The 13,005-nt window shown below is 66.4% G+C and carries 12 protein-coding genes; 3 read left to right on the top strand and 9 right to left on the bottom strand.

The features are described 5' to 3' along the window. The first annotated feature begins 101 nt into the window (after nucleotides 1-101). The gene (locus tag AC5RW2_RS37775) at nucleotides 102-644 is read left to right on the top strand and encodes a YceI family protein (protein WP_494029986.1); all 543 of its coding nucleotides are present in this window, start codon (nucleotides 102-104) and stop codon (nucleotides 642-644) included. A gap of 78 nt (nucleotides 645-722) precedes the next feature. Here AC5RW2_RS37775 and AC5RW2_RS37770 read toward each other — a convergent pair whose 3' ends face one another. Next, nucleotides 723-1,598, bottom strand: a complete 876-nt coding sequence (locus tag AC5RW2_RS37770) for a dioxygenase family protein (protein ID WP_494029987.1) — start codon at nucleotides 1,596-1,598, stop codon at nucleotides 723-725. A 100-nt stretch (nucleotides 1,599-1,698) separates the two neighbouring features. Between AC5RW2_RS37770 and AC5RW2_RS37765 the strand changes: the two genes are divergently transcribed. Further along, on the top strand, nucleotides 1,699-2,169 hold the full coding sequence (locus AC5RW2_RS37765; protein WP_494029988.1) for a MarR family winged helix-turn-helix transcriptional regulator: 471 nt from the start codon (nucleotides 1,699-1,701) through the stop codon (nucleotides 2,167-2,169). Here the strand turns inward: AC5RW2_RS37765 and AC5RW2_RS37760 are convergent. After that, a complete protein-coding gene (locus AC5RW2_RS37760) occupies nucleotides 2,144-2,818 on the bottom strand; it encodes a TrmH family RNA methyltransferase (RefSeq protein ID WP_494029989.1) in 675 nt (224 codons plus the stop codon). The two genes, AC5RW2_RS37765 and AC5RW2_RS37760, sit on opposite strands and share 26 nt — an antisense overlap. A gap of 73 nt (nucleotides 2,819-2,891) precedes the next feature. Here AC5RW2_RS37760 and AC5RW2_RS37755 point away from each other — a divergent pair, with 73 nt between their 5' ends. Beyond that, on the top strand, nucleotides 2,892-3,671 hold the full coding sequence (locus AC5RW2_RS37755; protein WP_494029990.1) for an HAD-IIA family hydrolase: 780 nt from the start codon (nucleotides 2,892-2,894) through the stop codon (nucleotides 3,669-3,671). Nucleotides 3,672-3,695: 24 nt separating this feature from the next. Here the strand turns inward: AC5RW2_RS37755 and AC5RW2_RS37750 are convergent, their stop codons facing one another. The 7 genes from AC5RW2_RS37750 to uxaC form a co-directional block, all read right to left on the bottom strand. Continuing rightward, entirely contained in the window at nucleotides 3,696-4,706 is a 1,011-nt protein-coding gene (locus tag AC5RW2_RS37750) for an alpha/beta fold hydrolase (protein ID WP_494029991.1), read from the bottom strand. Between the two features lie 15 nt (nucleotides 4,707-4,721). Beyond that, nucleotides 4,722-5,306, bottom strand: coding sequence for an orotate phosphoribosyltransferase (gene pyrE / locus AC5RW2_RS37745; protein ID WP_494029992.1), 585 nt, complete (start codon nucleotides 5,304-5,306; stop codon nucleotides 4,722-4,724). 117 nt (nucleotides 5,307-5,423) lie between these two features. Continuing rightward, complete coding sequence (gene manD, locus AC5RW2_RS37740; protein WP_494029993.1) at nucleotides 5,424-6,653, bottom strand: D-mannonate dehydratase ManD; 1,230 nt, start codon at nucleotides 6,651-6,653, stop codon at nucleotides 5,424-5,426. Between the two features lie 45 nt (nucleotides 6,654-6,698). After that, a complete protein-coding gene (uidB, locus tag AC5RW2_RS37735; protein WP_494029994.1) occupies nucleotides 6,699-8,081 on the bottom strand; it encodes a glucuronide transporter in 1,383 nt (460 codons plus the stop codon). Between the two features lie 40 nt (nucleotides 8,082-8,121). Then, nucleotides 8,122-9,909 carry a beta-glucuronidase gene (uidA, locus tag AC5RW2_RS37730; RefSeq protein WP_494029995.1) on the bottom strand — a complete coding sequence of 596 codons (1,788 nt, stop codon included), beginning with the start codon at nucleotides 9,907-9,909 and terminating at the stop codon, nucleotides 8,122-8,124. Between the two features lie 189 nt (nucleotides 9,910-10,098). Next, on the bottom strand, nucleotides 10,099-11,607 hold the full coding sequence (locus AC5RW2_RS37725) for a mannitol dehydrogenase family protein (protein WP_494029996.1): 1,509 nt from the start codon (nucleotides 11,605-11,607) through the stop codon (nucleotides 10,099-10,101). After that, on the bottom strand, nucleotides 11,604-13,005 hold a 1,402-nt coding region (gene uxaC / locus AC5RW2_RS37720), incomplete at its 5' end, for a glucuronate isomerase (RefSeq protein WP_494075145.1). The genes uxaC and AC5RW2_RS37725, both read right to left, overlap by 4 nt.

The raw sequence follows: 13,005 nt of genomic DNA, 5'->3' as shown, positions 1-13,005 counted from the left end.
AATAAGAAGAAGGTTGACACGTCAACTAAATTCCGTCATATTAGATGCATACACATGAACAGCCGGGACGGTCCCGGCCGGCAATCAAGGAGACTGTACGCATGAGCATCAACCTCACCCCCGGAACCTGGAATCTGGACCTGGCCCACACCGAGATCGGCTTCGTCGTACGCCACGCCGGTATCAGCAAGGTGCGCGGCCAGTTCACCGAAGCCGATGCCACCCTGGTGGTCGGCGAGGCCCTGAACGGCTCCTCCGTCACCGCGACCGTCAAGACCGCGTCCTTCGACTCCAATGACGACAACCGCGACGCCCACGTCAAGGGCGCGGACTTCTTCAATGTCGAGCAGTTCCCGAACATGACCTTCGCCTCCACCGGCGCCCAGGGCAGCCCCGAGGAGTTCAAGCTCGCCGGCGACCTCACCATCAAGGACACCACCCTGCCGGTGACCTTCGACGTCGAATTCGGCGGCATGGCCGTGGACCCGTTCGGTGCCACCCGCGCCGGCTTCTCCGCGACCACCCAGATCTCCCGCAAGCAGTTCGGCATCACCTGGAACGCCGCCCTCGAGGCCGGTGGCGTACTGGTGGGCGACAAGGTCACCATCACCATCGACGCAGCCTTCGTCCTGCCGGCCAACTGATTCCCGCCCGTCCGGCTGCCCTTTCGGCCGCCCCTCCCGGCTCGATCCGGTGAAGGGCGGCCGAAGCCGTTTAAGCCCTCAGGCCACCTGGAAGGAACGCTTCGACAGCCCGAAAACGAAGCCGTCGATGGCGGTGGTGACCGGCCGCTCCGGTTCAAAGGCCGCACCAAGGGTCACGAAGAGCGGCGTGTAGTGTTCTACGGTCGGGTGCGCGAACGGCAGTCCCGGAGCCAGTCTGCGGTAGTTGGCCAGGGAATCCACATCGCCGCGGGCCAGCGCCTCGCCCGCCCAGGTGTCGAAGTCCCGGGACCATGAAGGCGCCTCCACGAGCCCCATGAAGACCTCACGGGTCAGGAACGGCAGGCCGTGGGTCATGAAGCCGGAGCCAATGATCAGCACGCCCTCATTGCGCAGTTCGCGCAGGCGGCGGCCCAGGTCCAGCAGCCGGTCCGGCTGGTGCGTGGGCATGCTGACCTGCAGCACCGGAACATCGGCCAGCGGGTACATGATCTTCAGCGGCACCCAGGCTCCGTGGTCCAGTCCGCGGCTGGGATGTTCGAAGAGCGGTTCATCATCCGGCATGAGGCCGCGGATCTGATGCGCCAGGCCGGAGGCATCCGGGGTGTCATAGCGCATCTCGTAGAAGCGCTGCTCGAATCCGCCGAAGTCATAGACCAGCTCGGTGCTGATCCCTGTGCTGGAGATCGTGGTCGGCGCGTTCTCCCAGTGTGCGGAGACAATCGCAATGCCCTTCGGCTTGGGCATGGACATGGCCCACTCGAACAGCTGGCCCATCCAGACCTCGTCGTCCAGCGTGGGCGGCGCACCGTGCCCGAGGTAGAGGGCCGGCATCGGCCCGTCCGCCGGCTGCCACAGCGACTGGGCCAGGCTGCGCGGAACCGCAGTCAGGTAGTGCCGGTCCAGTGGATACAGCGCCTGGGTTCCGTTCGTCATGATGCCTCCCCTAGAATGCCCTTAGGACTGGTTGCTTGAATCTGCAAATAAGGTATTTCGGCTTATTTGAAGTGTCAACCAAAAGGGTGAGGAAATCCCTATGACTGAACCTCGGTGGCTTTCTTCTGAGGAGCAGGAGGCGTGGCGGTTCATGGTCGCGCTCATGTTCAAGGTACCCGCCGCGCTGGATTCGCAGCTGCAGCGCGATGAGGACCTCACCCACGCCGGCTACATGGTGCTCGCCATGCTCTCCGAGAGCAAGGAACGGAGGCTGCGCATGAGCGACCTCGCGGCCGCGGCCGGCACGTCCCAGTCGCGGCTCTCCCGGATCGTTGCCAGGCTGGAAGAAGGAGGCTACGTCACCCGGCGGATGTCCCCCGAGGACCGCCGCGCCGTCATCGCCGAGCTCACCGAGGCTGGCATGGCCAAGATCGCCGCCGCGGCGCCCGGGCATGTCGAGGAAGTGCGGCGGCTGGTCTTCGATCGGCTCAACGCCGAGCAGGTGTCCCAACTGGCCGCCATCTGCAGGAGCATGAACGGCTGGGTCATGCGCCCGGAGAAGGACGGCTGACCCGCTGCCCGAACACGTGCCGGCGGATCCACGCATGCATGGCGATCGCCCCGGCCGCGGAGGCGTTCATGGAGCGGGTCGAACCGAACTGGGCGATGGACAGCGTCGCATCCGCCGCCGCATGCACCTCGGGTGTCAGCCCCGGCCCCTCCTGGCCGAAGACCAGCACGCAGTTTTCCGGCAGGTCGTAGGTTTCCAGGGGCACCGAGTCCGGGAAGTTGTCGATCCCGATGATCCGCAGGCCCTCGCCGTGTGCCCAGCCGATGAACTCCTCCACCGTCGGGTGGTGCCGCACGTGCTGGTATTTGTCGGTGACCATCGCGCCCCGGCGGTTCCACCGGCGTCGTCCGATGATGTGCACTTCCTTGGCCATGAACGCATTGGCGGTGCGCACCACCGAGCCGATGTTCAGGTCGTGCTGCCAGTTTTCGATCGCCACATGGAAACTGTGCCGGCGCCGGTCCAGGTCCGCGACGATCGCCTCATGCTTCCAGTAGCGGTACTGATCCACCACATTGCGCGTGTCGCCGGCCGCCAGCAGCTCCGGATCCCAGTGGTCGCCCTCCGGCTGCGGGCCCTCCCATGGGCCCACCCCCAGCTGGGCGCCGCCGTCGTTAGTGCTGTCCGGGGATGGTGCGTTGCTGCTCACTGTCCAACCCTACCTGCGCCGCAAAGATGGCAGACTGTCAGCGGGCAGCCCCACCGGCAGAAAGAGGTTCGGCATGCGTGAAAGCGAACACATCGAGTGCTGGCTTACGGACATGGACGGTGTGCTGGTCCACGAAAACCATCCGATCCCCGGCGCCCCTGAACTGATCCGCCGGTGGGTGGACACCTCCCGGCGTTTCCTGGTGCTGACCAACAACTCCAGCTACACCCCGCGCGACCTCGCGGCCCGCCTGCGGTCCTCCGGACTGGAGATTCCGGAGGAGAACATCTGGACCTCAGCCTTGGCCACCGCCGAATTCCTCAAGGACCAAATGCCCGGCGGCCGGGCGTTCGTGATCGGCGAGGCGGGGCTGACGACGGCGCTGCATGAGGCGGGCTTCATCCTCACCGACCAGGAGCCGGACTATGTAGTCCTCGGCGAGACCCGCACCTACTCCTTCGAGGCGATCACCAAGGCGATCCGGCTGATCCTCGAGGGCGCCCGCTTTATCGCCACCAATCCGGACGCCACCGGCCCGTCCCAGGAAGGTCCGCTGCCGGCCACCGGTGCCATCGCCGCGCTGATCACCAAAGCCACCAACCGCGATCCGTACATCGTGGGCAAACCCAATCCCATGATGTTCCGGTCCGCGATGAACCAGATCGACGCGCACTCGGAGACCACGGCCATGATCGGCGACCGCATGGACACAGACATCATTGCCGGCATGGAAGCGGGCCTGCACACCGTGCTGGTGCTCAGCGGAATTACCACCATGGAGGACATCGCGGCCTTCCCGTTCCGGCCCAACCAGGTCATCAAATCCGTTGCGGACCTGCTGGAGCACCTCTGACCTGCTCCGGCAGCTCAGGCGGTTCTACTGCGCGACCTTCCGGACGCCGTCGGACGGCATCGGAAAGTGCGTGTCCAGCAGCTCGGAGATGACTTCCCGGTAGATGCGCCCGTTCCACTGCGGACTGGCATGCGCCGGCCGGGCGCCCTCGGTGACCAGGTACGGAGGGACTATGTTCCGCGGGAACGTCCGCTCCCAGCCCTCCCGGGCCGTGTCATAGTTGACGGTCCTGTCGTCCGGGTTGCCGATGAATGCCATCTTCGTGTCCCCCAGATAGTCGGCATAGATATGGGACTGGAAGTGGTAAATGTACGAGGACTCGGACTGGATCAGCACGCTCGACGGCGCCAGCGGGGACAGCTGCTCCAGCGTCTGGTCCATGATCTGCGGCCAGGTCCGCTCGTTCTTGTGCGCCACCCGCTCCCCCAGCTCGTACGCCCCGCGGACCAGAGTGGGAATGCGGGCTCCGGCCTCGTAGAGGAAGACCACGCGGTCGAACCACGTCCGGTCCAGCACGTCGAACCGGCTGCGCGGGCTGGAGTCCAGCAGGATGAACTCCACGCTGATGCCCCGCCGGCGCAGCTCCGCCGTCGTTTCCACGGCCACCATCCCGCCGAAGCTGTGCCCGTAGAGGTACAGCGTGCGGATCCTGTTGTCCCTGACATAGGTTTCCACCGCGGTCACGATCTCGGCGATGTCCAGTCCGGCATTGGAATACCCCACGGCGGCCATCTGGCCACGCAGATGCAGGGCAGGTTTCAGCGTATTGAGGATCCAGAGGGCTTCCTCCCAGCTGGTCTTGAAGCCGGGAAAGAGGAGCCAGCCGGCCTCCGGGAACCGGCGGCGCGCGGAGTCGTCCGGCAGCTGCAGGATCTCCATCTGCTTGCGCCGCTCCTGGATCCCACGGGTAACGAACATGTCCCCCGCCAGGCCAAGGGTCAGCGCGGATCCGGTCAGGAAGGACCGGCGCGACATCCGCTGCAGGTCGGCGGCGTAGCGCAGCTTCCGTGCGTGGTCCGAGTTATGCAAAGGCACCACCCGCCATCGGCGTCAGTCCAGGCCCAGTTCGTCCTTGCTGAAAGCGTAGAAGTACGGCACGTTGGCCTCCTTCTCAATCCGCTCCTTGGCCCCGGTGTTGCGGTCCACGATCACCGCCACGGCCTTGACCTCGCCGCCGGCGTTGCGCACGCCTTCGACCGCGGTCAGGGCGGAACCTCCCGTTGTGGAGGTATCTTCAAGGACGACGACGGAACGCCCCTTAACGTCCGGACCCTCCACCTGACGGCCCATGCCGTAGGACTTCTGCGCCTTGCGGACCACGAAGGCGTCGATCGGCCGGCCGGCGCTGTTCGCCGCATGCATGACGGCCGTACCCACCGGATCGGCGCCCATGGTCAGGCCGCCGGCGGTCTCGAATTCGATCCCGGCCTCATCCAGCAGTGCCAGCATGACCTGGCCCACCAGCCGGGAGGCCTCGTGGTGCAGCGTGATGCGCCGCAGGTCGATGTAGTAGTCTGCCTCGGCCCCGCTGGACAGCGTGACCTTTCCGCGCACCACAGCGAGCTCCTTGATCAGTTCCAGCAAGCGGGCACGGGCGGCGGCAATATCGACCGCGGAATTCAGTGCAGAGGTCATGATCCCAAGTCTATAGGCGCAGTACCGCTCTGATTTCAAGAGCGGGACGCGGGGTTAAACGACGAAAGCGCTGCCGGTCTTTTCATGGAAAGACCGGCAGCGCCGCAAAAGGTCAGATCACCAGTCGTGCACAGTGCCGTCGATCAGGCGGTTGTAGGGCAGGTAGGCCTGCTGGTAGGGGAAGGACGCAGCGGCTTCCTCGTTCAGCTCTACGCCCAGGCCCGGCTTGTCGCCCGGGTGCAGGTAGCCGTCGTTGAAGACCAGGGACTGCTCGAACACCGTGTTCGTCTTGTCCGAGTGCTGCATATACTCCTGGATGCCGTAGTTGTGGATGGCCAGGCCCACGTGCAGCTGAGCGGCGAAGCCCACCGGGGAGATGTCGGTGGGGCCGTGGAAGCCGGACTTCACCTGGTACTGAGCGGCGAAGTCCATGACCTTCTTCAGCGGGGAAATGCCGCCGAAGTGCGTGGAGGCTGCGCGCACGTAGTCGATCAACTGTTCCTTGATCAAGGTCTGGAAGTCCCAGACGGTGTTGAAGATCTCGCCAATGGCCAGCGGCGTGGTGGTGTGCTGGCGGACCAGGCGCAGCGCCTCCTGGTTCTCCGCCGGGGTGCAGTCCTCCAGCCAGAACAGATCGTACGGTTCCAGTGCCTTGCCCAGCTTGGCGGCCTGGATCGGGGTCATCCGGTGGTGGCCGTCATGCAGCAGCGGCAGGTCCGGACCGAACTCGTTGCGCACGGCCTCGAATACGGTCGGCAGATGGCGCAGGTAGGCCCGGGTGTCCCAGTCCTCCTCAGTGGGGAAGGCGCCGCGGCCGGCCGGCTCGTAGTCGTAGCGCTCGCCCGAGGCCTGGGCCTGGGCGGCCACGCCGTAGACGGCCTTGATACCCGGCACAGCGGTCTGCACGCGGATGGACTTGTAGCCCTCCTCCAGGTGCTGGCGGATGGAATCGAACAGCGAGGGGATGTCCGTGCCGGAGGCGTGGCCGTAGGCACGCAGTCCGTTGCGGGAGGCGCCGCCCAGCAGTTGGTACACCGGCAGGCCGGCGACCTTGCCCTTGATGTCCCACAGCGCCATGTCGACGGCGGCGATGGCCGCCATGGTGACGGGGCCGCGGCGCCAGTAGGAGCTGCGGTACAGGAACTGCCAGGTGTCCTCGATCCGGTGCGGGTCCTTACCGATCAGCAGCTGGGCAACGTGCTCCTTGAGGTAGGCCGCCACGGCGAGTTCACGCCCGTTGAGCGTGGCGTCACCGAGGCCGGTGATGCCCTCGTCTGTGGTGATCTTCAGGGTCACGAAGTTCCGGGTCGGGCTGGTGACGATGACGTCAGCTGCAATGATTTTCACGGTGTTCCTTTCAACATCCGGGGGGGAAACTACGGGAGGAAAAGGCTAGGAGCGCTCGGCGCGCCGCGCTTGGATATCGTGGACGATTTCAGCATGACGGGCATCCGTGAGCGGATACCAGACCATCACGACGACGGCCAGCAGGGTCAGGACCGCCGGCAGCAGCCCCGCGGCAGCCTGGATCCCGGTCATGGCCTGTGCCGTCTGGACCTCGGCCTGCGCGTTGTACCCGCCCCAGGCCAGGGCGTAGGCAGCCACCGCGCCGCCGAGCGCCTGGCCGGTCTTGCGGGTGAAGCTGAACAGCGCGTAGACGATGCCTTCGGACCGCACCCCGGTCTTCCATTCGCCGTATTCGACGGTATCAGCCTCCAGCGCCCAGACCAGGATGTTGACGATGATAACGCCGCACAGGCTGACCAGGATGCCGGCGAAGCCGAGCCAGACCAGCGTGGGCGGGGTCAAGAAGACGATCAGGCCGCCGGCAATGCCGACCACACCGCCGGCCATGTACATCGATCGCTTTCCGAAGGCAGCCACCAGCTTGGGCATGAGGGCCGCCAGTCCGAACGTCAGGATGATCTGGCCAATGGACACCATCGGGTACAGGTCCAGCCGGCCCAGCACGTCGCGGAAATAGTAGATCTGGACCGTGGTCAAGGCGAGGTAGCCGGTCAGGAAGAGCAGCGAGCTCACGCACAGCATCAGCAGCGGACGGTTGCCCTTGAGCGTGCCCAGGCTTTGCCGCATGGAGACCTTGGGCACCTCGCGGTGGACCCGTTCCTTGGCAGTGAAGACGGTGAACATGTAGAGCGCGAAGCCGATGACCACGAAGCTGAGGGTGACAACGGTAAAGACCGGCTGCAGGTCCCGGTCGCCGCCCAGCAGCGGGGCCACGAAGATGCCCAGCGCCGCGCTGACCAGCAGCGCACCCATGGTGCGGGCACTGGCCAGCTTGGCCCGTTCCTTCGGGTTCTGGGTCATGGCACCGGCCATGGAACCGTACGGAATGTTGACCAGGCTGTAGGCCAGGCCCAGCGCGGCGTACGTGACGTAAGCGTAGATCAGCATGCCGGATTCGCCGATCTGCGGCACGTGGAAGGTGGCCGCGCTCAGCAGCAGCAGCGGCAGGGAACCGAACATGATGAACGGCCGGAACTTGCCCCACCTCTTGGTGTAGGTCCGGTCCACCATCCGGCCGGCGAACACGTCGGCGAAGGCGTCGAAGATGCGGACGACCAGCAGCAGCGTACCGGCGGCCGCGGCGGAAATACCGGCGACATCCGTGTAGTAGACCAGCAGGAACATGGTGGCCGTAGTGAACGCCAGGTTGTTCGCGGCGTCCCCGGCACCATAGCCGAAGATGGCCCGCTTGGGCAGCGGGGCCAAGGCCTCGCCCTTCCGCGGTGTGGTTGCGCTCGGTGTTGTCATGTTGGGCTCCTTTACCCGGTTCCGGACTGCCTTGTCCGGCTTACTTGCTGAAGTTGGTCCAGCGCTCGCGCAGCAGATGGGCCGCTGCCTTGGGCCGGCGGTCGCGCGTGAACGCTCCCTTCTTGTTGCCGTCAACGCGCAGTACGCCGACAGAGGTCTGGAAGTCCGCGAAGTTCCAGACATGCTCGCCGACCATAGCCTCCACCCGGTCAAAGACGCGGTGGTACATGTCCAGGAAGTCGGCCTGGTATTCCTCGCTCCACGGCTGCTCGTAGATGGAATGCATGCCGGGCATCGTGTCGGAGCCGTACTCCGTCATGATCATGGGCTGGCCGTACTTCTCTTCCCACTTCAGCAGCTCCTTTTCGAGCTCCTGCTCCGCGGTGGCCAGGTCTCCGTTGTGCAGGTACCAGCCGTAGTAGCGGTTGAGCATGATCACGTCGAAGAGGTCGTTGATAACCTCCTTGTCCGGGTTGTCGAACATGACGTTCACGTAGCCCACGGGACGGGTGGGATCCAGCCGGCGGGTCAGCTCTGCCAGCGGCTGGAAGTACTCCCGCGCGCCCTCTTCCGAACCGTTCGGCTCGTTCGCTATGCTCCAGATCACCACCGACGGGTGGTTCTTGTCCCGGGCCACCAGTTCCTCGATCGCCTGCCGGTGGTTGGCGGCGGTCTTGTCATCGACGGCACCGGCCTCATAGGTCTTCTTGGCCATGGAGCCGAAGACGGCGCCGAAGCCCAGGTGCAGACCCACTGCGGCGGTTTCGTCGATCACCACAATGCCGTGGCGGTCTGCGAATTCCATGACCTCCTCCGCGTACGGGTAGTGCGAGGTCCGGAACGAGTTGGCCCCGGTCCACTCCAGCAACTGGAAGTCGTTGACCATCATGGTGTTGTTGTGGGCCTTGCCGATCGCCACGTGGTCCTCGTGCATGCCGAAGCCCGTGAAGTAGAACGGTTCGCCGTTGATCAGGAACTGCTTGCCCCTGACCTCCACGGTGCGGACACCGAAAGGCAGGGTGTAGCTGTCCGCCAGCATCCCGCCGTCGTACGCCTCCACGGTGAGGTTGTAGAGGTAGCCAGCCCCCGGCTTCCAAAGCACGACGTCGGCAATCTCCACGGTGCCCTCGGCACCTTCCGCGGTGGCCACTTCGCGGCCGGAGGCATCGCTGATGCGGATCTTGACGGTCTCGCTGCCCTTGCCGCCGGCAAGAACGGTGCGGTAGTTGACGATGCCCTTGCTGCCGTCGAAATCGGTGACGACGGTGATGTCGTCCACAGTGACGGCGGGAGTGCTGAACAGCCAGACGGAGCGGTGCAGGCCGGCGTAGTTGTAGAAATCGTGCAGGTACTTCTGCTGGCGGCGGCCGTCCTCGGTCACCTCGATGGTGCCCGGCGGGATGGTGGCCTGGGTGAGTTCATTGTTGACCGCGATGGTCAGCCGGAAGGCCTCCCCGGGCGTGACGTGCTCGGTGATGTCCGCGCTGAAGGGCATATAGCCGCCCACATGCTCGGCCACCAGCGTGTCATTGACGTAGACCATACCCTCATGGGTGGCGGAGTCGAGGCGGAGATGGATGCGCTCCCCCGTCCAGCCGCGCGGCACACGGACCTCGCGCTGGTACCAGACGTAGCCGACGTGGTCGCGGATCTTCTGGTCGGCGAAGACATCGTTGTAGCTGCCCGGAACACCCATTTCCAGGTCCGTGTCCAGTTTCCCGGCGAACCACTGGTCCTGGTGGCCGGCCCGATCGAAATCGACCTTGAAGGCGTACAGGCCGTCGAGGTTGATCAGTTCACGGGTGGGGCTGTTCTGGGGCTTCAGCATTGCTCGCCTTTCGCTGCGTCCTTGCGGCTGCACCCGGTCGGAAGGAGTCCGGACACCGGGCTGAAACTTGGTTGGAGTCATCTTAGTCACAACCAGCAGCTCATGGCAAGCGGTTGCCATCCATTGCTGGAAAGAGGCCGGACCGGTGCGGTCCGGCCTCCATCGACGCTCCCGGAAACCCGGGAAGCGTCAGGAAAATGTACCGGCGAAGCCTTCGATCAGCTCCAGCACGGAGGCTTCGGCGGCCAGTTCGGCGTCCAGCAGTCCCACCAGGGCCGCGGTGCGGGCGCGGCCCTGCAGGGCCAGGGCATCGCCGATCCGCGCGGTGTCGGCGTCGCGGATCTGCTCGCCCTTCCGCGCGGCTTCGGCCAGGAACCCGATCCAGGCCGCGATCATCCGCGCCGCACCCGCGCCCGTCCGCCCGGCCGCCCGCTCCGCCTTGAGGACCGGCACGGCGCGCATGCGCAGCTTGCTGCTGCCGTCCATGGCGATCTGGGCCAGGTAGTGCGCGATCCGCGGGTTGGCGAACCGCTCCAGCAGCGCGCTCCGGTAGCCCGGCACATCCAGTTCCGGTTCCGTCAGGTGGGCGGCGGCTTCGTTCCAGAAGTCCTCCACCCAGCCGGCGCAGGCCGGATCGGCCAGGGCCTGGGCCACGGTCTCGTGGCCGCGCAGCTGCCCGGAGTAGGCCATCAGGGAGTGTGCGCCGTTCAGGAGCCACAGCTTCCGCCGCTCGAAGTGCTCGATCTCGTCCACGAAGACCGCCCCGGCGTCCTCCCACCGCGGCCGGCCCGCGGGGAAGTCCCCGGACAGGACCCAGCTGCGGAACGGTTCGGTGACCACGGGGCTCACGTCGGCGTAGCCGGTCGCCTCCGCGACGTCCGCCATGTCCGCCTCCGTGGTGCGGGGCGTGATCCGGTCGATCGAGGTGTCCACGAAGGACACATTGGCGTCGATCCAGGCGGCCAGCGCCTCGTCCACCTCCGCGGCGGTACCCAGGACCGCATGACGGGCGGCGGTGCCGTTGGCGGCCAGGTTGTCGCAGCTGACGACGGCGATGGGGCCGGCCTGCGCGCGGCGGCGGGCATCGAGGCCGACCACCAGGCGGGCGGCCATGCTGGCCGGACGTTCCCGGCCGGTGTCCCCGGGCTGCGCTTCCGACAGCGGGGCCAGCGAGCCGTCACCTGACTCCGTGGCGGGAACTTCCCGTCCGGGGTCGGTCGTCATCCCCTCGGCCCAGGCGGCACGCAGCAGGGCAATGTCCTTGGCCACCACCGGCGAAGCCAGGTCCAGGCGGCCGTCGACCCCGAGGTAGTAGGCCGCCTCGGTCACGGTCATGGTGACGATCGCGGTGGCCGGGGCGGCGACCAGCCGGCTCAGGGAGGCGAGGTCGGCGCCGTCGTACGCTTCCACGATGCTGCGCAGCACCGAGAAGTTGTCCCCCTCGCCGGTGCGCTCGATCAGCGTGTACAGGCCGTCCTGGCTGTTCAGCTCCTCGGCTGCCTTGGGGCTGCGCCCGGTGAACGCGGCGATGCCCCATTCGCGGCCGGCATCGGCCTGGTCCGTGTACCATGCCTGGTGGGCGCGGTGGAAGGCGCCCAGGCCAATGTGGACGATCCGCACCGGAGCCGGGGACCCGGCGTCGTACGTGCTGCGGTTCAGCGGCCGCGGAGCGGTTTTCTGTTCAGATGAGGCAGTCACAGCTTGAAGGCCCTCCGCGGTGCGGCGTCAACGATGTCGACGATGATTTCGGCGGCACGTTCCTCGGTGATCCGGTGCTCGGCTACCAGCCGCGCCAGGAAGCCGGCCTCCACGCGGCGGGAGGCATCGTGGCGGGCCGGGATGGAGCAGAAGGCGCGGGTGTCGTCGATGAAGCCGGAGGACCGGGAGAAGCCTGCGGTCTCGGTGACCGCGGACCGGAAGCGGTGCATGGCGTCCGGAGCGTCCAGGAACCACCACGGCGCGCCGATGAAGACCGACGGGTAGAAGCCGGCCAGCGGCGCAATCTCGCGGGAGAAGACCGTCTCATCGATCGTGAACGGGATGAAGTGGAAGCCTTCGGCCGTGCCGAAGTCGGCCAGCAGCGGCTGCAGCGCCTCGGTGTAGTTGGTGGCGAAGGGAATGTCGTGGCCGGTGTCCGCGCCATACCGGGCGAATGTTTCCGGGTGGTGGTTGCGGTAGACACCCGGATGCAGGGTCATGACCAGCCCGTCCGCCACGGCCATGCGCGCCATTTCATACATCATGTGCGCTTCAAAGACGTCCGCGTCCTGGGCCGTGGCCTCGCCGCGGAGCGCCTTCTCGAACAGGGCCTTCGCCTCGGCGGCGTCCAGCTTCAGCGTCTGCGCCGTGCGGGCGCCGTGGTCGGAGGAGACCGCGCCGTGCTCGAGGAAGTACTGGCGGCGGTTTTCCAGCGCCCGGATGTAGCCCTCGTAGCCGGTCCGGCCGTCGCCGGCGGCGGCGATCAACTGGTCCACGCGCTCCGCCCAGCCGGCGGCGTAGAACTTGATGTAGGCGTCGGGGCGGAATGTCGGCAGCACCCGGCCCTCGAAGGTCGGGTCCGCTGCCAGCGCCGCGTGCGCCGCGAGGTCATCGAGCGGGTCGTCGGTGGTGGCCAGCACCTCGATGTTGAAGTCCTTGAACACCGCGCGCGGGCGGAAGCCGGGCTCGTCCAGCTTGGCCTGGAGCTGGTCGTAGATCGCGTCCGCGTTGGCTTCGCTGATCTTGCTGTCGTCGAGGCCGAAGACGTTGACGAACTCGGAGCGCAGCCAGTAGCCGGACGCGGTACCGTCGAACAGCGCCCAGGCCTTGCAGAACCGGCGCCAGACTTCGCGGGGCTCGACGGCGGTGCTGCCGCCGACCCGCAGCTGGTCCAGCGGCACGCCGCTGGCATGGATCAGCCGGGTCACATAGTGGTCCGGGCTGATCAGCAGCGTGGCGGGGTCCGGGAAGGGGGTGTCCTTCTCGATCATGGCCGCGTCCACGTGGCCATGCGGCGAGATGATGGGCAGGTTCTCCACCAGGCCTAGGAGATTCCTGGCGATGGCACGGGTGCCGGGATCTGCGGGGAGGAGCCGATTCGGGTCGGCGGCGATCGAC

The organism is Arthrobacter sp. B0316-1-20 (assembly GCF_059091865.1).
Note: the sequence above shows the minus strand (reverse complement) of the source record. Positions and strands in the feature narration are given on the sequence as shown.